This window comes from Roseicella aerolata, assembly GCF_020523605.1.
Lineage (GTDB): Bacteria > Pseudomonadota > Alphaproteobacteria > Acetobacterales > Acetobacteraceae > Paracraurococcus > Paracraurococcus aerolatus.
The window spans coordinates 42,849-60,082 of sequence record NZ_JAJAQI010000003.1; the positions used below are offsets into that span (position 1 = coordinate 42,849).

At 74.1% G+C, this 17,234-nt stretch carries 16 protein-coding genes; 8 read left to right on the forward strand and 8 right to left on the reverse strand.

The genetic code is table 11. The annotated features are described in order from the left end of the window. Nucleotides 1–83: 83 nt before the first annotated feature. From LHA35_RS02715 to LHA35_RS02725, 3 genes are read left to right on the forward strand one after another with little or no spacing between them, the layout of a single operon-like run. Complete coding sequence (locus tag LHA35_RS02715; RefSeq protein WP_226604164.1) at nt 84–1,025, forward strand: glycosyltransferase; 942 nt, start codon at nt 84–86, stop codon at nt 1,023–1,025. A gap of 31 nt (nt 1,026–1,056) precedes the next feature. Next, a complete protein-coding gene (locus LHA35_RS02720; RefSeq protein WP_226604166.1) occupies nt 1,057–3,711 on the forward strand; it encodes a glycosyltransferase in 2,655 nt (884 codons plus the stop codon). Next, on the forward strand, nt 3,708–5,699 hold the full coding sequence (locus LHA35_RS02725; protein WP_226604168.1) for a DUF6212 domain-containing protein: 1,992 nt from the start codon (nt 3,708–3,710) through the stop codon (nt 5,697–5,699). Before LHA35_RS02720 ends, LHA35_RS02725 begins: the two co-directional genes overlap by 4 nt. Here LHA35_RS02725 and LHA35_RS02730 read toward each other — a convergent pair. From LHA35_RS02730 to LHA35_RS02745, 4 genes are all read right to left on the reverse strand, one after another. Continuing rightward, nucleotides 5,696–6,460: a sensor histidine kinase gene (locus LHA35_RS02730; protein WP_226604171.1), complete on the reverse strand. Its 765-nt coding sequence runs from the start codon at nt 6,458–6,460 to the stop codon at nt 5,696–5,698. The two genes, LHA35_RS02725 and LHA35_RS02730, sit on opposite strands and share 4 nt — an antisense overlap. Nucleotides 6,461–6,559: 99 nt before the next feature. Next, nucleotides 6,560–6,862, reverse strand: a complete 303-nt coding sequence (gene rpmB / locus LHA35_RS02735; protein ID WP_226604174.1) for a 50S ribosomal protein L28 — start codon at nt 6,860–6,862, stop codon at nt 6,560–6,562. A 123-nt stretch (nt 6,863–6,985) separates the two neighbouring features. Then, on the reverse strand, nt 6,986–7,252 hold the full coding sequence (locus tag LHA35_RS02740) for a hypothetical protein (RefSeq protein ID WP_226604177.1): 267 nt from the start codon (nt 7,250–7,252) through the stop codon (nt 6,986–6,988). A gap of 186 nt (nt 7,253–7,438) precedes the next feature. Further along, nucleotides 7,439–9,352: an ABCB family ABC transporter ATP-binding protein/permease gene (locus LHA35_RS02745; RefSeq protein ID WP_226604178.1), complete on the reverse strand. Its 1,914-nt coding sequence runs from the start codon at nt 9,350–9,352 to the stop codon at nt 7,439–7,441. Nucleotides 9,353–9,498: 146 nt separating this feature from the next. Here LHA35_RS02745 and LHA35_RS02750 point away from each other — a divergent pair, with 146 nt between their 5' ends. Beyond that, nucleotides 9,499–10,353, forward strand: coding sequence for an NUDIX hydrolase (locus LHA35_RS02750; RefSeq protein WP_226604181.1), 855 nt, complete (start codon nt 9,499–9,501; stop codon nt 10,351–10,353). 29 nt (nt 10,354–10,382) lie between these two features. On the opposite strand, the gene LHA35_RS02755 is transcribed toward LHA35_RS02750, so the two are convergent. After that, nucleotides 10,383–11,333 carry an alpha/beta fold hydrolase gene (locus tag LHA35_RS02755; RefSeq protein WP_226604184.1) on the reverse strand — a complete coding sequence of 317 codons (951 nt, stop codon included), beginning with the start codon at nt 11,331–11,333 and terminating at the stop codon, nt 10,383–10,385. A 176-nt stretch (nt 11,334–11,509) separates the two neighbouring features. On the opposite strand from LHA35_RS02755, the gene LHA35_RS02760 reads away from it, so the two are divergent. Beyond that, nucleotides 11,510–12,478, forward strand: a complete 969-nt coding sequence (locus LHA35_RS02760) for a Bug family tripartite tricarboxylate transporter substrate binding protein (RefSeq protein WP_226604186.1) — start codon at nt 11,510–11,512, stop codon at nt 12,476–12,478. A gap of 103 nt (nt 12,479–12,581) precedes the next feature. On the opposite strand, the gene LHA35_RS02765 is transcribed toward LHA35_RS02760, so the two are convergent. Then, nucleotides 12,582–13,370: an aldolase gene (locus LHA35_RS02765; protein WP_226604189.1), complete on the reverse strand. Its 789-nt coding sequence runs from the start codon at nt 13,368–13,370 to the stop codon at nt 12,582–12,584. A 189-nt stretch (nt 13,371–13,559) separates the two neighbouring features. Next, nucleotides 13,560–13,826, reverse strand: a complete 267-nt coding sequence (locus LHA35_RS02770; protein ID WP_226604192.1) for a hypothetical protein — start codon at nt 13,824–13,826, stop codon at nt 13,560–13,562. A 78-nt stretch (nt 13,827–13,904) separates the two neighbouring features. Between LHA35_RS02770 and LHA35_RS02775 the strand changes: the two genes are divergently transcribed. The 3 genes from LHA35_RS02775 (at nt 13,905) to LHA35_RS02785 (ending at nt 16,344) form a co-directional block, all read left to right on the forward strand. Then, nucleotides 13,905–14,327 carry a VOC family protein gene (locus LHA35_RS02775; RefSeq protein ID WP_226604194.1) on the forward strand — a complete coding sequence of 141 codons (423 nt, stop codon included), beginning with the start codon at nt 13,905–13,907 and terminating at the stop codon, nt 14,325–14,327. Nucleotides 14,328–14,455: 128 nt separating this feature from the next. After that, the gene (locus LHA35_RS02780) at nt 14,456–15,247 is read left to right on the forward strand and encodes an enoyl-CoA hydratase/isomerase family protein (protein ID WP_226604197.1); all 792 of its coding nucleotides are present in this window, start codon (nt 14,456–14,458) and stop codon (nt 15,245–15,247) included. A 125-nt stretch (nt 15,248–15,372) separates the two neighbouring features. Further along, nucleotides 15,373–16,344, forward strand: a complete 972-nt coding sequence (locus LHA35_RS02785; RefSeq protein ID WP_226604199.1) for a tripartite tricarboxylate transporter substrate-binding protein — start codon at nt 15,373–15,375, stop codon at nt 16,342–16,344. A gap of 21 nt (nt 16,345–16,365) precedes the next feature. On the opposite strand, the gene LHA35_RS02790 is transcribed toward LHA35_RS02785, so the two are convergent. After that, nucleotides 16,366–17,208: an NAD(P)-dependent oxidoreductase gene (locus LHA35_RS02790; RefSeq protein ID WP_226604201.1), complete on the reverse strand. Its 843-nt coding sequence runs from the start codon at nt 17,206–17,208 to the stop codon at nt 16,366–16,368. Between the last annotated feature and the right edge of the window lie 26 nt (nt 17,209–17,234).

Genomic DNA, 17,234 nt, shown 5'->3' on the forward strand with positions numbered 1-17,234 from the left:
GGTGGTCGTGACGCTGGCGCTGGAGCCCTCGCTGCGGCCGGGCGTCCAGGCCATGCTGGGCGCGCAGCCCGATATCCTTCTTCATGCCGCGCCGGTCGGCTGGCAGCCCGGGACGGGCCTCGCGGCCAATCTGGACCGGCAGGAGGCGGCGCTGGCCGGGCTGCTCGCCGCTGCCCTGGCCGACCCATGGCCTCGGCCTGCTGCGCGGCCTGGCCGCGGCCGGGGTGCCGGTGCTCGCCATCCTCCATCTGGCGCCGCGCGAGCCGGAGCCGCCGCTGCCCGAAGCGGCGCAGGCGGTGATCGCGGCGCTGCCCGGGGCGCCGGTCCGCTGGGCGGCGGTCTCCGCGCCGATCGCCGCGCGCGTCGCCGGCCGCTTCGGCCTGCCGCCCGCTGCCATTGCCGTGGTGCCGAACGGCGTCCCGGTGCCGCCCGAGGATCCGGCCGCGCGGGCCGCCGCCCGCCTCCGGCAGCGCCGCCGCCTCGGCCTGCCGCCGGAGGCGAAGCTGCTGGTCTTCGCCGGGCGCCTGGAACTCCCGAAGGGCGCCGACCTCCTGCCCGGGATCGCGGAGCGGCTGGAGCAGTCCTGCGGCGCGACCCTGGTCGCCCTCGGCGAGGGGGCCCTGCGCCCCGGGCTGGCGGCGAGCCGGGCCGGCCGCCGCGACGGGCCGCTCCGGCTGCCCGGCCATGTGCAGGACGTGCCGGACTGGCTGCTGGCGGCCGATGCCCTGCTGCTGCCCTCCCGGCTGGAGGGCTGCCCGCTGGTCTTCCTGGAGGCCGCGGCGCGGCGCTGCCCGGTCATCGCCTCGGGCGATGCGCTGGAGGCCTTCGGGGAGGACGCGCCACGCCTTGCCGCCATCGCGCCGGCGGGGGGCATTGCGCACTTGACAGATCTTGCTCACGTAAGGTTGAACGACCGCGGCGCCTCCCGCACATCCGTGGATGCCGCTTTCCGCTCCGCTGTTGTCCAGGACGAGGCCGCCATGCTGCGCCGTTATTTCAGCCTTCTGCGGTCCTCCCTTGCCTGATGTCCTGCCGGCGGCCCGCCCGCCGGGACCGGTGCCATCCCTTCCGTCGCAGGACCCCGCCGCGGTGCGGTTGGCGGTGGTGATCCCTGCCTGGAACCAGCCCGGCCTGCTGCCGGAAGCCCTGGCCTCCGTCCTGGGGCAGGAGGGCGCGCCGCCGATCGCCGCCGTGGTGGTCGATGATGGCTGCCCATCGCCCTCGACCGCGGCCATCGCCCTGCACTACGCGGCCGCCCATCCGGGCCGGGTCTTCCTGCTGCGGCAGCGCAACCGGGGCCTGTCGGCCGCGCGCAATGCCGGGATCGACTTCGTCCTGCAGGCCTTCCCCGACTGCCGCGGGATCTTCTTCCTGGATGCGGACAACCGGCTGCTGCCGGGCCACATGGCGCGCGGCTGGGCCGCCCTGCAGGCCGCGCCCCCGGGAACGGGCTGGTTCTACCCCGACATCAACGAGTTCGGCGGCCATGCGAACGGCAGTTGCGCGGGCGATTTCTCGCTGCTGCACCTCCTTGTCCTGAACTACTGCGAGGCCGGCAGCCTGGTGCGGCGCGAGGTCTTCGAGACCGGGCTGCGCTTCGATTCCGCCACCATGCGCGCCGGCTTCGAGGACTGGGATTTCTGGCTGCAGGCGGCGCGCGCCGGCTTCACCGGCCAGCATGTGCCGGACTGGGGCTTCCTCTATCGCAGGCGGCCCGAGAGCATGCTCGCCGCCGCGGAGCGCCAGCGCGACCACCTGCTGCGGCTGCTGCGGGAACGCCATGCGCCGCTGCTGCGGCCGGCTGCGCTGCTGGAGCTGGAGGCGCGGGAGGCGCCGCGCTTCGCGCTCTTCGAGGTGGACCGGCCCGGCCTGCGGCTCTTCCTCGACCCGGCGCGGCCGGAGGAGGCCGAGGTGCCCGCCTTCCGCCGGCGCCTGCTGCAGGCGGAGCAGGCGCCGGGCGCGGTGCATGCGCCAGCCCTCTGCGTCTTCGCCGAGGCAGCGCCGCTCGACCTGCTGCGCCGGCAGGGGCTGCTGGCGATGGTGCTGTGGTGGGCCGAGCGGCTGCTGCGCGACCACGAGCTGGTGGCGCTCGAGATCGCCGCGGCCGCCGCGCCGCAACTGTCCTTCGAGGTGCGGGAGGCTCCGGAGGACGGCATCGCCGGGGCCGCCCTGCTGCTGCTGGGCAGCGAGCGGCTGCTGCGCTTCGCCGCCGACCCGCTCTCGCCCGAGGTGGCGAGCCTGGATGCCGAGGCGCCGCTGCCGCGCCTCGCCCGGCTGCGCCTCGCCCTGCCCGGGCCGGTGCCGCCGCCCGGCGGCGGCGGCGCGCTGCGGCTGCTGCAGGCGGAGATCGCCGGGCTCGGCCGGCTGCGGCAGGCGATGGCGGGGCTGCCCCGGCCCTGGCGCGTGGACTGGCGCAGCAGCCGCCGGATGATGGCGGCCGATGCCCGCGCCGCCATCGGCCTGGGCGCCACCCTGCCGCGCCTGCCGGCGCCGGGGAAACGCGATATCGGCTTCCTCCTGCCGGTCTTCGCCTTCGCGGGACTCGAGAAGGTGGTGCTGCGGCAGGCCGAGTTGCTGCGGGCGCGCGGCTGGCGCACGCATCTGGTCGTCGCCGGTGCGCTCGGCATGGACTGGGGCCCGGAGATCGGCCGCAGCTTCGACAGTGTCACCCTCTTCGCGGGGCTCGGCGAGGATTGGGTGCGGCACGAGATCGGCTATTTCGGCAGCGCCCTGTCCCGCATGCAGGACCATCCCGGCGCGGCCGATGCGCTCGGGGCGCTGGCCGGCTGCGACGTGGTGATCAATGCCCATGCCGTCGGCTGCCATGCGCTGGCCGCCCCGCTGCGGCGCCTGGGCGTCCGGTGCCTGGCGGCGCTGCACCTGGTGGAGCGCGCCTCCTGGGACGCGCCTCATGGCAACCCGCATGCGCTGGCGGGCTACGAGCACGCCTATGACGGCGTGCTGGTGATTTCCGACGAGCTGCGGCGCTGGTGCATCGGCCATGGGCTGCCGCGCGACAAGCTGCTGCTGGTGCGCAACGCGCCGGGCCATGCGGCGGAGCCGGCGCGCATCGCCGCCGCGCTGGCGGCGCGCGAGGCGCGGGACGGGCCGCTGCGCGTGCTCTTCCTCGGCCGGCTGGATGCCCAGAAGGGGATCGACCGCCTCGCCGCCCTTATCGCCGCCACCCGCTCGCCCGGGATCGCCTGGCGCGTGGTGGGGCGGCCGGTGATGCAGGACGGCGCCGCTCCGCTGCTCGAGCTCCCCATCGAGCCGCCGGTGCAGGCGCCGGAGGCGCTGGACGCGCTCTATGCCTGGGCCGACCTGCTGGTCCTGCCCTCCCGCTTCGAGGGCGTGCCGCTGGTGATCCTGGAGGCGCAGCGCATGGGCTGCGCCGTGGTCACGACCGATGTCGGGGCGGTGCGCGAGATCGTCGCGGATGGCGAGGACGGGGTGCTGGTGCCCGGCGGCTTGCCGGAGGAGGCGATCATCGCCCGCTTCATCGAGACCATCGGCCGGCTGGCCGCCGACCGCGCCGCGCTGCGCGCCATGGGCGCCCGCGCCGCGGCCCGCGCCGGCGCCCTGACCTGGGAGGACTGCATGCGCGATCTCCTCGCCCGCTTCGACGCGCTGGTGCCCCCGCCGGCCGAGGCGGCGCCCCGGCCCGTGCCGGCCCCGGTGGCCGCCCCGGTAATTTCCGGGGCGGGGGCATGACGCCGGAGGTTGCGCCGGGCGCGCTCGCCGCGCTCTGCGGGGGGCAGCCGAAGCTGATCCTGCTGCCCGGCCTCGCGGCGCCGGAAGCCCTGGCGCTGCCGGGCCTTGCGCTCTGGGCCCTGCGGGCGGGGGAGGGGGCGCCGCGGCTGCATCCGCTGGGCGAGGCGCCCGATGGCCCAGGCATCGCCCTGCCCGCCGCCCCCGGCCAGGTGCTCGGCATCATCGCGCCCGATCCGGCGGCCGCGGCCCCGCTGCTCGACTGGTGGCAGGAGGCGGCGCCGGCCGCGCTGCCGCCGGTGATCGCGGCGGCGAGCGGCGATGCCGCCCTGCCGGCGGTCGCGGCCCGCGCCATCGCCGCGCTTGCCGCCAGCGCGGCGGAAGGGGTTGCGGCGCAGCAAGGCCTTGTCGCGCTGCGGCAGGAGCATGAGGCGCTGCGCCTCGCCCATGCCGCGCTGCGGCAGGCCAGCGCCCATCTCCAGCCGCCGACCATGCCGGTGCTGGTGGCCTCGGCCGAGCCCTCGCCCGGCGGCCATGCGGTGGCGGCGAAGGCCGGGCGGCTCGCCCTCGGCCAGGCGCTGGGGACGAAGCTGGAAGGGCTGGCCGCCATCGCGCTGCATCTGCGGGAGGCGCTGCTGGGCGCCGAGGCGGTGCTGCGGGTGCGGCTCTACGGCGCCGAGAGCGGGCGCATCGCCGGCGCCTGGGTGCTGCACGGGCGCTCGCTCGTCCCGGGCTGGCTGACGCTCGACCTGCCGGAGCCGGTCGGGCCGCTGCGGGAGACCGCCTGGCTGGAGGTGAAGGCCGAACTCGGTCCCCATGACCGCCTCGCCCTGTCGCTCACCGCCGAGCCGGTCGCGCCGGGCCTGGCCGTCGCCGTGGCGGAGGGGCCGGAGGAGGCGCGGGCGCTCGCCTTCGGCCTCTGGACCGCGATGCCGGGCCGCAGGCTGGTGCAGGCGCTCTATTGGGATGGCGAGGCGATCGGCCTGCCGGCGCCGCCCACCGGCGCGCCGGTCGAGCTGCCGCAGCAGATCTGGCAGGCGGCGCGCCTGCCGGAGGGCAGGGTGGAGCGGCTGGCGATCGGCACCCAGCCGGCGCGGCTGGTGGCGGCGCTGGCGCCGGGCGAGCAGGCGCTGGTGGTGCTGCCGGCGGTGCCGCTGAACGGCCTCGACCTGCTGCGGGCGGAGCTGGTTGTCGCGCTCGGCGATGCCGCCTGGCTGGAGGCGGCGCTCTGGCTGCAGCCCGAGGGGATGACGATCGGCGCCCTGGCCGATCTCTCCCCCACCGCGCCCGGGGCGCGCTGGTCCGGCTGGCATGCCGGCGCCTTCGGGGAGGGGAGCTGCCGCCTGGCGCTCTCCCTGCCGCCCGACCCGCCGCGGCGGGCGGTGGTGGCGCTGGTGCTGCGCAACCGCGCCGAGGCGCCCGAGGAGGTGCTGCGGGTCGAGGTCGCGCGGCTGTTCGGCATGCGGGCCGTGCAGCCGCCGCCCGAGGCGGCGCGGCGCGCGCCGGTGCCGCTGCGCATCCTGCCGGGTGCGCCGGCCGCGGCACCCTCGGCCGCCGCGGCAAGGCTGCTGGAACGCTATGCCGCGGCCGGCGGCAGCTACCGGCATCTCGACCTGCTGATGGAGGGCGTGCGGGCCGGCGACCATGCCTGGCCGAGGCTGCGCTGCAAGCTGGCGGTGGCGGATGGGCGCCCGACGCTGGAATTCCGGCAGCGGCCCGACTGGCCGGTGGTGTTCGAGACCTGGCCGCCTTCCCCAACGGATGCCGCGGGACCCTATCTGGTCCTGTCGGAGGCGCAGCTCGCCGGCGATTTCCCGGCGATGCTCGCCGGCGACCGGGACCGGGCAACCCTATCCACGGTGCTGCGGCTGCTGCCGGCCGTGGTGGCGACGGTGGCGCGCGATGCGACGACCGATCCGGAGGAGTATGAGCGCTGGATCGCCGGCGCGCGGCGGCTGGCGGCGACGGTCAGCGCGCCCGCGGAGGGTTAGGCGGCCACCAGCCGCTCCCGCGGCAGGGTGAGCCAGGCGCGGGCGCCGATGCCTGGCAGCGCCTCCAGCCGCAGGCTGCCGCCATGCGCCTCGACCAGGGAGCGGGCGGTGGCAAGGCCGAAGCCGAGGCCCCGCGTGCCGGGGGCCGCGCCGGGCGAGAGATCCGCCGCCGGCAGGCCGGCCCCCTCATCTTCGATGACAATCGACACGGCCTCCTCCGTCAGCACCGGGCGCAGATCGACCGTCTCGCCCTCCCGCGTCATCCGGGCGGCGCGGGCCAGCACCTGGGTGAGGGCGGCGAGCAGGGCGCGGCGGTCCGCCCGCAGGGTCAGGCCGGCGAAGCCTTCCGCCAGGCGCCAGTCCCGCCGGCCCGGGCCGAGCCGGACCGCGACCTGGGCGATGGCCTCCGCCAGCAGGGGCGCGAGCGGCAGCGCTTCCGGGGCGAGGCGGCGCGGCCCGGATTCGGCCGAGAGATAGTCCGAGAGGTCGTCCGAGAGCCGCAGCAGGTGCTGCGCCGCGGCGGCGATGGCGCGGTCCGGTCCCGCCGGCAGCGCCGGCGCCCCGGCCAGCAGGGCGAGGCCGGGTTCCTGGAGTTCCCGCGCCACCAGGCCGAGGCAGCGGCCGCGGCCCTCCGCCATGCGGCGGGCGGACTCGGCCGCGAGTTCCATCGCGCGGAGCCGCCGCGTGAGATGGAGCACGCGCCAGAGGGCGAGCGCGGCGACGAACAGGGCCAGCAGCAGGGCAAGAAAAAAGCCGGGCATGGGCCCGGCTTTATCCTCTCTGGCGTGAAGAAAGCCTTGGCGGACGGCCCGCGGACCGGGAGGACCCGGCGGCGCGCCCCTGCCCTGGCCGCCAGGGCGTCAGGCCGCGGCGACGGCCTTCTTCGCCTGGGCGCGCAGGATGCGGCGCTTCAGGGTCTGCGCCTCCTCCGGCAGCTTGCGGTCCGGGGTGCCGAGCAGGAAGGCGTCCAGGCCGCCATTGTGCTCGATCGTGCGGATGCCGTTCGTGGTCAGGCGCAGCTGCAGGCTGGTGCCGAGCACGTCGGAGAAGAACGACGTCTCCTGCAGGTTGGGCAGGAAGCGGCGACGCGTCTTGTTGTTGGCGTGACTGACGTTGTTCCCCGTCAGCACGCCCTTGCCGGTGATGCCGCAGCGGCGGGCCATGGTGCAAATCCCGAAAACAGCAGCACGCGGCGAAGGCCGCCGCGTGCGGGTGGGCGAAGAAGGTTGGGGCGTATGGCCCGCGGCGCCGGCGGAGTCAAGCACGAGCCGCGCCCGGCAGGGTCTTCAGAGGGGCTCGGAACCGCCCGGCAGCTGGTCCCGCATCTCCCGCAGCTCGCCCGATTCCACCGACATCAGGGCGTTGCGCAGCACGCCGGCGATGGCGCGGTCGTCCATGCTGCGCGCGAGCAGGCCGAGCGCGCCGCCGAGCAGCGCCGAGGCCACCGAGATCGGCGCGATCTTCTGGTCCATCATGTATTCGATGGCCTTGTCCACCACCGAGCCGGCATGGCTCAGGTCATCCGGGGCCACGCCCTGGGGGTCGAGTTGCATGCAGCACCCTCCTGTTGGGGGTGCAGATAGGGGGCCGGGCGGGGGCATGAAACCCCTGGCCGCGCACGGCAACCTTGCGTTGCGTGCAGGTGAGCGGGCCTCAGCCGGGGCGGATCGCGGCCGGGCATGACCGGCGCGGGAGGGGCAGATGCCCCTGGGAGGTGGCCCTGCCGCCCGCGCCGCAGTTCAGCGGGCCGGTGCCTGCGGCGCCGCCACCTCGGCCGCCCGGCCGGCGCGCGGCTGGTCGAGATCGGCCGCCGCCTGCGCCGCCGCCGCGGCCTCGGCCATCGCCACCGCCTCGGACTGCCGCCGCCACATCTCGGCATAGAGCCCGTCGGCGGCGATCAGCGCGGCATGGGTGCCGCGCTCGGCGATCCGGCCGTCCTGCAGCACGATGATCTCATCCGCCTCCACCACGGTGGAGAGGCGATGCGCGATGACCAGGGTGGTGCGGTCGGCCGAGACCTCGCGCAGCGCCGCCTGGATCTCCTGCTCGGTCCTGGTGTCGAGGGCGCTGGTCGCCTCATCGAGGATCAGGATGCGCGGGTCCTTCAGGATGGTGCGGGCGATCGCGACGCGCTGCTTCTCGCCGCCGGAGAGCTTGAGGCCGCGCTCCCCCACCATCGTCCGGTAGCCGTCGGGCAGGCGGCTGACGAAATCGTGCACCTGGGCGAGCTTCGCGGCCCGGATCACCTCCTCCTCCGAGGCGCCGGGGCGGCCATAGGCGATGTTGTAGCGAATGGTGTCGTTGAACAGCACGGTGTCCTGCGGCACCACGCCGATGGCGGCGCGCAAGCTCTGCTGCGTCACCCCGTCGATCGGCTGGCCATCGACCAGGATGCGGCCGCCGGTGACGTCGTAGAAGCGGAAGAGCAGGCGGGAGATGGTGGACTTGCCCGCACCGGTCGGCCCGACGATGGCCAGCGTCCGCCCCGGCGGCACGCGGAAGGAGACCCCCTTCAGGATCTGCCGGTCGGGGCGGTACGCGAAGCGGACATCCTCGAAGACCAGCTCGCCCGGGCCGGCCGTGAGCGCCGGGGCGCCCGGCCTGTCGGCCACCTCCTGCGTCTCCGACAGCAGGGTGAACATCGCCTCGGTGTCGGTGAGCCCCTGCTTGATCTCGCGATAGGCGAAGCCGAGGATGTTCAGCGGCATGTAGAGCTGGATGAGGTAGGTGTTCACCAGCACGAAGTCGCCGACCGTCATGGTGCCGGCGACGACGCCCTGCGCCGCCAGCAGCATCACCAGCGTCAGGCCGATGGCGATGATCGCCGCCTGGCCGCTGTTCAGCATGTTCAGCGTGGTCTCGGAACGGACATAGGCGCGCTCGTAGCGCGTCAGGCTCTCGTCGTAGCGCCGCGTCTCATGCACCTCGTTGCCGAAATACTTCACCGTCTCGTAGTTCAGCAGGCTGTCGACCGCCTTGGTGTTGGCGTCCTGGTCGGTCTGGTTCATCTCCCGCCGGAAGCGCAGCCGCCAGTTCGTGAACAGCAGGGTGAAGGTGACATAGAGGCCGATGGTCGCCAGCGTCACCGCGGCGAAGCTGATGTCGAACATCCCCCAGAGGATCGCCGCCACCAGTAGGATCTCGAGGATGGTCGGGATGATGTTGAACAGCAGGAAGTTCAGCACGAAGGTGATGCCGCGCGTGCCGCGCTCCATCACCCGCGACAGGCCGCCGGTCTGCCGGTCCATGTGGTAGCGCATGGACAACGCATGCAGATGCGCGAAGACCGAAAGGGCGATGCGCCGCGCCGCCCGCGCCTGCACCTTGGCGAAGACGGCGTTGCGCAGCTCCCCGAAAGCGGAGCTGGCGACGCGCAGCAGCCCGTAGCCGATGACGAGCGCGACCGGCACCGCGAGCAGCGCCGCCGCCCCCTCCTTCGGCGCCAGGGCATCGACGGCACGGGCATAGGCGATGGGCACCAGGACATTCGCCGCCTTGGAGGCGACGAGGCAGGCGATCGCGATGACCACGCGGGCGCGCAGGCCCGGCTCGTTGGCCGGCCAGAGCCAGGGGAGGAGGTTCAGCAGGGTCTGCCAATGGGAGCGCTCGGGGACGAAGTCGGAAGTCGGGGGCGCGGCTCGTCGCACGGGCATGGGTCTCCGGAAGGCCCCCCGACATAGGCCGGAACGGGCCAGGGACAAACCGGCCATCCGGCCGGGCCCCGAGGCAGGGGGCGGCCGCGGCCCGGCCCGCGGCCGCCGATATGTGCCGATCCCCGGGCCTGGGCTATGCAGGTCCGATGAGCCCTTTCCAGCGCCATATCGATGCCTGCAACAACCTGCCCTCCCCGGCCGGGCTGATCCCCTTCCGGATCGGCCCGGACCAGGTCGGCTGGCTTGGCCCCGAGCTGGCGCGGGCGCTGACCTTCTTCCCGCGCGACATCCATTTCGACGGGCAGGGCGCGGCGCTCGCGAGCCGGCTGCGCAGCCCGGGGGCGCGGAGCGAGGCGCTGGCCGCCATCGCCCGGTCCCTGGCCGAGCGGGGACATTTCCGGCTCCGGGACGAGCCTTTCGATGTCCGGGCCACTCCGGATGGGCCGGTCCTGGCGCAGCTCGACCGCGGCGCCCTGCCGGCCTTCGGCATCCATGCCCAGGGGGTGCATGTGAACGGACGGGTGATGCGGCCGGACGGGCTGCATCTCTGGGTCGGGCACCGCTCCAGGCACAAGTCGGTGGCGCCGGGCAAGCTCGACAACCTGATCGCCGGCGGCATCCCGGCCGGCCTGTCCGTCGAGGAGACTCTGGTGAAGGAGGCGGAGGAGGAGGCGAGCCTCCCGGCCGAGCTGGCCGCCAGAGCCCGCCGGGTCGGCCGCGTCTCCTATGTCATGCGGGTGGAGGAGGGGATGCGGCGGGACGTGCTGCATTGCTTCGACCTCGACCTGCCGGAGGGTTTCGAGCCGAAGCCGAATGACGACGAGGTGGAGCGGTTCGAGCTCTGGCCGGTGCGGCGGGTCTTCGAGGCGGTGCGGGACACCGACGAGGTGAAGTTCAACGTCAACCTGGTGCTGATCGACCTTTTCCTGCGGGAAGGGCTGATCGACCCGGAGGGCGCCGAGGGCCGGAGCCTCCGGGCGGGCCTTGAGCAGGGGCCATAGGCCCGCATCCCCGGCGCGGTCGCCCGCCCCTACAGCCCCTTCAGGAAGCCGATCAGCGCCGCATTGACCTCCGCCGCCGCTTCCTGCTGCACCCAGTGGCCGGCGGTCTCGACCAGCACCCGGCCGCGCAGTTCCGGCACGGCTTGCGGCAGCGCCTCCAGCGCCCTGCCTGCCCAGCCCAGCACCGGGTCGCGCTTCCCCGCGATGAAGAGGCCAGGCACCCGCACCGGCGCGCCGAGGAAGGGCGCCATCAGCGCCCAGTTGCGCTCGATGTTGCGGTACCAGTTCAGCCCGCCGCGGAAGCCGGTGCGGCGATAGCTCTCGGCATAGAGGGCAAGCTCGGCCTCCGGCAGCCAGGCGGGCAGGGCGGGGGGCTCGTGCAGGCTGGCGAGGAAACCGCCTTCCGGCAGGTCCGGGTTCCAGCGCTCCGCCTCCGGCGGGTCGCCCGAGAGCGACCAGAAGGTCCGCCGCAGGGTCAGCGTCGGGTCGCGCTCCAGCTCCGCCTCCGCCAGGCCGGGCGCCTGGAAATGCAACTGGTAGAAGCGGTGCCGGCCGGCACGGCGCAGAGCCTCGAAGGGGCTCACGGGCCCGCGCGGCGCATAGGGCACAGAGAGGCCGGCGACGGCGCGGAACCGGTCCGGCCGCAGCAGGGCGGCATTCCAGGCGACCGGTGCCCCCCAGTCATGGCCGACGATCACGGCCTGCCCGAGACCCAGCGCCTCCAGCAGCCCGACCATGTCCCCGACCAGGTGGAGGATGGTGTAGTCCTCGACCGCCGCCGGCGCCTCCGTCCCGCCATAGCCGCGCATGTCGGGGGCAATGGCGCGGAAGCCGGCCCCGGCCAGGGCGGTGATCTGGTGGCGCCAGGAATGCCAGGCTTCCGGGAAGCCGTGGCAGAGCAGCACGGCGGGTCCCTCGCCGGCCTCCGCGATATGCATGCGGATGCCGTTGGTGGCGATGGTCTGGTGGCGGATCTGCATGGCGGCCTCCCCTCCCGCCCCCTGCCGTAGCCGAAAGCCGGCCGGGCGAATCATCGCAAATGCGGGGGGGAGGGCGGCCCCGGCCCGTCCGGCGCGGGCCGGCGCGATTGCCGGTCGGCGGCTTTCCACCCATCCTGTGGCGCAACCGCGCGCCGCACGCGCAAAGGGAGGAACGCATGATGAAGCGCCGCCACATGCTGGGCGCGGCCGGGCTGCTCGCGGCCCCGGGGCTCGCCCGCGCGCAGGCCTGGCCGGCCCGGCCCGTCACCCTCATCGTCCCCTGGGCCGCCGGCGGCGGCACGGATACCGTGGCCCGCATCTTCGCCCAGGGGCTGGAGCGGGAGCTGGGCCAACCCGTGAATGTCGTGAACCGCACCGGCGGCAACGGCATTACCGGCCATTCGGCCATCGCGACCGCGACGCCGGATGGCTACACCATCGGCATGGGGACCTCGGAATTCGCCAATTTCCGGACCCTGGGCCTGGTGGATTTCGGGCCGGAGAATTTCGACCTGCTCTCGCGGGTGGCGGTCCTGCCGGCCGGCGTGACGGTGTCGGCGCAATCCCCCTGGTCCGATTTCCCGGCCTTCGCCGCGGCCCTCAGGGAAAGCCGGCGCGGGCAGCTCACCGGCTCCGGCGTCGGTGCCGGCGGATCCTGGCACCTGGCCGCGGCCGGCCTGTGCCGCGCGCTCGGCCTGGAGGCCGACCGCATCCGCTGGATCCCGAGCAATGGCGGCGCGCCGGCGCTGCAGGACCTGGTGGCGGGCGGCCTCGGCGTCTTCACCGGCTCCCCGGTCGAGGCGCAGTCGCTGGCCGCCGCCGGGCGGGTGCGCGTGCTGGCGGTGATGGGGGAGCAGCGCCTCTCCACCATGCCGGAGGTGCCGACCCTGCGCGAGACGGGGCTGGACTGGGCCTATGCCAACTGGTTCTCCCTGGTCGCGCCGCGCGGGATCCCGGCCCCGGTGCGCGGCCCGCTGCTGGCCGCCGCGGCCCGCGCCCATGCCCGGCCCGAGGTGCAGGACCAGCTCCGCGGCCGCGGCATCGTGCCGGTCTGGGACGGGCCGGAGGGCTTCGCGGGCTTCGTCGCCGATTTCACCGAGACCTCGGCCAGGCTGCTGCGCGAGCTTGGCCTGGCGAAGGGATGATATCGCCCCGCAGGCAGGCTTGCGCTTGTCTGCGGCCCTGGGCGCCGATGGCACCTAGAAGGCAGGACCTTGCCGGCCGGCAGGAGCCGGCAGGACCGCGCGCCTATCGCGCGAAGTCCGGCGCCTCCTGCATCAGGATCCGCTTCACGCTCTCCAGGTGCAGGCGGGCGCTCTCGCGGTCGCCCTCCCGCATCTGCTCATAGGTCCTGCGCGCCATCTCCGGCGGCACGACCTTCAGCGGGCGGTTCATGGTCATGGCGAGCCGCTGCACCTCGCAGGCGCGCTCGAGGTAGTAGAGGTCGTCCCAGGCCTCGGCGATGGTCGGGCCCAGCACCATGACGCCATGGTTCTTCATGAAGACGATGTCCGCCTCCCCGATCGAGGTGGCGATGCGGTCGCCCTCCCTCTCGTCCAGCGCCAGCCCGCCATACTCCTCATCGACCACCGTGCGGCCGTAGAATTTCAGGGCCGTCTGCCCGGCCCAGACCAGCGGCGGGCCCTCCAGCATCGCCAGCGCGGTCGCGTTCGGCATATGGGTGTGGAAGGCCGCCCTGGCGCGCGGCACGTTCTTGTGGACGCGGGCATGGATGTAGAAGGCCGTTGCCTCCGGCACGCCCTCGCCGGCCACCACATTGCCGTGGAAGTCGCAGACCAGCAGGCGGGAGGCGGTGATCTCCGCGAAGGCCCAGCCATAGGGGTTCACCAGGAACAGGTCGTCCCGCCCCGGCACCACGAAGCTGAGGTGGTTGCAGATCCCCTCATGCAGGCCGAGCTTCGCCGCCATGCGGAAGCAGGCGGCGAGGTCGATCCGCGCCTGCTGCACCGCATCGGCGTCGAGGTCGCTGTTGCGGAGGATGGCGGGCGCCTTCGCGCCCCCGAAGGCATGGGCCATGGCGGGACTCCCGGTCGTTCCCGCGGAGGCTAGAACCGTTCGCCGAAGGGCGGAAGCATCCGCCGGTGCCGCGTTCCACCGGCCTGCATCCATCCGGACCGATATGATCCTGCCACCTGGCGCGCAGCCGCCGCACCGGCCCGGCGGGCGATGCCGGAGGGCGGAAGTCGGGGCGTCCGCGGCGCGGCCTCAATACGGATAGCTGCGCCAGCCCTGGCGGCGCCAGCGCTGGTACTCCCAGCGCTCGATCTGGTCGCGGGTCAGGTTGCGGCGGGCCTCCCGCGGGCCGTTCCAGAAGCGGTCGGCCGCCTCCTTCTCCCGCTGCCGGTCCCAGAACCCTTCCAGCTGCCGCTGGCGCTCGGCCGGGCTGGCGGCGGCGGGCGGGTCCTGCCGGGTGGGCAGCTCCGCGGCGCAGCCGGCCAGCGGCAGCACGGCGAGGAGGGCGCATCGGTGCATGCCAGGGATATCGGGGCCGCCGGCTCCTCTCGCCAGGGCGTGGCTTGCGCCGACGGCCGAGCCAAGGGAGGATCGGGCATGGCCGATGCCCCTCCACTCGCCGGCGTGCTCGAGACCGCGCTCTATGTGGACGACATGGCGCGCGCCCGCGCCTTCTACGAAGGGGCGCTGGGCCTCGCGCCGATGTTCGGCGATGAGCGCCTGACCGCCTATCCCGTGGGTGGCCGCAGCGCGCTGCTGGTCTTTCTCCGCGGCAGCACGACGGAAACCGTGCACCTGCCGGGCGGCACCATCCCGCCGCATGACGGCGCCGGGCCGGTCCATTGCGCCCTGGCCATCACCGCCGCCGATCTGCCGGGCTGGGAGGCGCGGCTGGCCGAGCGGGGCGTCGCGATCGAGGGCCGCACCCATTGGCCGCGCGGCAGCATCAGCCTTTATTTCCGCGACCCGGACGGGCACCTGCTGGAACTGGCGACGCCTGGCCTCTGGCCCGTCTGGTAGGCCGGGCAGGACCGGCAAGGGCGGTCCGGCCTTCCTGTCCGAAGGCCGATCCACGGCGGGGCCCGATATCTCCCGACCTGCCGCGATCTGCGCTAGACGGGGACGGAACCGTCCAGGGAAGAACCGCCATGCCGCTGCCAGGGCTCGAGGGCCTCGACTGCTACCGCGTCGAGGTCGAGGATTTCGTCGCCACCGCCACCATCGACCGCCCCCCGGTGAACGCCCAGAACGCGAAATTCCGGGAGGAGACCTGCCGGCTCTTCGATGTGCTGCATGACAGCCCGGAGGTCCGCGCGGTGGTCCTGACCGGCGCCGGCCGCGCCTTCTCCGCCGGCGCCGACCTGAAGGAGCGGCCGGGCATGGCGGAGAGCCGCGGCGCCTATCCCCGCCACAACCGCCTGGTCCGCGCCGCCTTCGATGCCCTGATCGAATGCGACAAGCCGATCATCGCCGCGGTCAACGGCGCCGCCATCGGCGCCGGCTGCGTGCTCGCCCTCTGCGCCGACATCATCCTCGTCTCGGAGGACAGCTTCATGTCCATGACGGAAGTGGATGTCGGCCTTGCCGGCGGGGTGAAGCATGTGCTGCGGCATTTCGGCCAGTCCGACGCGCGCCTCATGCTCTACACCGCGCGCCGCATCAGCGGACCGGAACTGTACCGGATGAATGTTGCCTCCGCCTGCCTGCCCGGCGACAGGCTGCTGGAGGCGGCCAAGGGGATCGCGCGGGAGATCGCGGGCAAGGTGCCGCTCGCGGTGCGGGCCGCCAAGCGGTCCTTCACCCTGGTCGAGGACATGGCCCTGCATGAGGGCTACCGCTACGAGCAGACGCAGACCGTCGCCCTGTCCACCACCGAGGACACGAAGGAGGCGCAGCGCGCCTTCGCGGAGAAGCGCAAGCCGGTCTTCAAGGGCCGCTGACGCCCGCAGCGGACCGGCATCCGGGACTGAATGCCGATCCGCCGGTGCTCTTTGTTTTTCGGGCAGGATCGCGCATTCGGTCGGTCACGGCCTCCGCGATCCGCTCTGGCCGGGAGAATACCAGGATGTCCATGTTGACCCGCCGCGCCGCGCTTGGGGGCCTCGGCGCCCTCGCCCTCGGTGCGCCCGCCCTGGCGCAGCCGCAGCAGCGCACCATCCGCGCCCTGCTCGGCTGGCCGCCCGGCGGCTCCTCCGACATCGTCTGCCGCACCATGGCGGAGCGCATGCGCGGCCCGCTCGGCGCCAATATCGTGGTGGAGAACCGGCCGGGCGCCGGCGGGCGCATCGCGCTGGAGGCGATGAAGGGCGCGCCGACGGATGGCAGCCTCTATATCCAGACGCCGGCCTCCATGCTGGTGATCTACCCGCATCTCTACCGGAGCCTACGCTACGACCCGCTGGCGGATTTCACCCCGGTGACGACGGTCTGCGCCTTTGCCTTCGCCTTCACCGTGCGCGCCGACCACCCCGCGAGGACGCTGGCGGAATTCGTCGCCTGGGCGAAGGGACGCCAGCAGACCGACTGGGCCAGTCCGTCGCCCGGGACGGCGCCGCATTTCATGGGCGTGGAATTCGCGCGGCGGGCCGGGATTGCCCTGAACCACGTGCCCTATCGCGGCGGCGCCCCGGTGATGACCGATGTGCTGGCCGGGGTCATCAGCGCCGGGATGAACGTGCTGTCGGAGCCGATGCCCTTCCACCAAGCCGGGCAGATGCGCATCCTCGCCATCAGCGCGCCCGCGCGGTCGCCGCGCCTGCCGGATGTGCCGACCTTCGCGGAGGCGGGCTTCCCCGAACTGACCCGGCAGGAATGGTTCGGCGTGCTGCTGCCCGCCGGCGCGCCGCAGAATGTGGTGCAGCCGCTGCATGCGGCCCTGGTCGCGGCCGTCCGCACGGCGGAGGTGCAGGAGGTGCTGACACGGCTGGAATTCACGCCGGAGGTGATGGAGCCCACCGCCTTCGCCGAGCGCATCCGCGCGGAGCGCGAGAGCTGGGGCCCGATCGTCGCCGCCTCCGGCTTCAGGCCGGAGGAGTAGGCGAGGCGGGGCCGGGTCCCGTCAGCCCTGCGCCGGCCCACCGAGGAAGCGGGAGAGGGTTGCGGCCTTCTCCCGCGGCCCGGCCTGGTCCGCCGCCATGTCCTCGTAGAAGCGGGCGATCGCCTGGTAGATCGCCGCCGCCTCCGGCCCGGTGAAATCCGCGATCTCCTCCATCTCGCCCACCCAGCGATAGGCCTTGTCGGGCATGGGCGGCACCATGCGCCGGAACCAGGCGAGGAGCTGGGGCTGGCTGCGCTCCAGCTCCGCCCGCAGCCCCTCCGCCGCGCCGGCGCGCGTCGCCGCCAGCATCATGGCGGAGGAGAGGGCGACCAGCCCCTTGGTGATGCCGGCATAGGACATTTTCAGCGCCGAGGCGGCCCCGATGGGCCCGGGCGTCACCCGGACATCAAGGCCGTGCTCGCGCAGCGGTGCCAGGCGCTCCGCCTCCTCGCCCGAGACATAGAGGGCCGGGGTGTAGCCGTCCTCGCGCGGCGGGCCGCCGCTGATGCCGCCATCAACGAAGGCCGCGCCGGTGGGAGCGATGATGGCTGCGACCTCCTTCGCCGTCTCCGGGCTGATTGCGTTGCAGTCCACATACACGGCCTTGCGCGGCGCGGCGGCGAGGGCCGGCGCCAGCCATTGCGCGCAGGCCCGCGCTTCCGCCGGCGGCAGGACGCTCAGGACGATGTCGGCGCCGGCCATCTCCTCCGGCGTCGCGTCCCGCATCCCGGCCTCCGCCGCCCGGCGGGCGCTGGCGGCGCTGCGGCCGGCGAGGCTGGTCAGCACCGTGGCGCCGCGCTGCGTCAGGTGGCGGCCCATGCCGGCGCCCATGGCGCCCTGGGCCTGGATGGCGATGACGGCCATGGCGTGCTTTCCTCCCCTGCAAGGAA

Bases quoted from the DNA above. Each gene is read 5' to 3' on its own strand.
- LHA35_RS02715 (WP_226604164.1), top strand. From the start codon at position 84: ATGCCGCGCCGGTCGGCTGGCAGCCCGGGACGGGCCTCGCGGCCAATC.
- LHA35_RS02725 (WP_226604168.1), top strand. From the start codon at position 3,708: ATGACGCCGGAGGTTGCGCCGGGCGCGCTCGCCGCGCTCTGCGGGGGG.
- LHA35_RS02730 (WP_226604171.1), bottom strand. From the start codon at position 6,460: ATGCCCGGCTTTTTTCTTGCCCTGCTGCTGGCCCTGTTCGTCGCCGCG.
- rpmB (WP_226604174.1), bottom strand. From the start codon at position 6,862: ATGGCCCGCCGCTGCGGCATCACCGGCAAGGGCGTGCTGACGGGGAAC.
- LHA35_RS02740 (WP_226604177.1), bottom strand. From the start codon at position 7,252: ATGCAACTCGACCCCCAGGGCGTGGCCCCGGATGACCTGAGCCATGCC.
- LHA35_RS02745 (WP_226604178.1), bottom strand. From the start codon at position 9,352: ATGCCCGTGCGACGAGCCGCGCCCCCGACTTCCGACTTCGTCCCCGAG.
- LHA35_RS02750 (WP_226604181.1), top strand. From the start codon at position 9,499: ATGAGCCCTTTCCAGCGCCATATCGATGCCTGCAACAACCTGCCCTCC.
- LHA35_RS02755 (WP_226604184.1), bottom strand. From the start codon at position 11,333: ATGCAGATCCGCCACCAGACCATCGCCACCAACGGCATCCGCATGCAT.
- LHA35_RS02760 (WP_226604186.1), top strand. From the start codon at position 11,510: ATGATGAAGCGCCGCCACATGCTGGGCGCGGCCGGGCTGCTCGCGGCC.
- LHA35_RS02765 (WP_226604189.1), bottom strand. From the start codon at position 13,370: ATGGCCCATGCCTTCGGGGGCGCGAAGGCGCCCGCCATCCTCCGCAAC.
- LHA35_RS02770 (WP_226604192.1), bottom strand. From the start codon at position 13,826: ATGCACCGATGCGCCCTCCTCGCCGTGCTGCCGCTGGCCGGCTGCGCC.
- LHA35_RS02775 (WP_226604194.1), top strand. From the start codon at position 13,905: ATGGCCGATGCCCCTCCACTCGCCGGCGTGCTCGAGACCGCGCTCTAT.
- LHA35_RS02780 (WP_226604197.1), top strand. From the start codon at position 14,456: ATGCCGCTGCCAGGGCTCGAGGGCCTCGACTGCTACCGCGTCGAGGTC.
- LHA35_RS02785 (WP_226604199.1), top strand. From the start codon at position 15,373: ATGTCCATGTTGACCCGCCGCGCCGCGCTTGGGGGCCTCGGCGCCCTC.
- LHA35_RS02790 (WP_226604201.1), bottom strand. From the start codon at position 17,208: ATGGCCGTCATCGCCATCCAGGCCCAGGGCGCCATGGGCGCCGGCATG.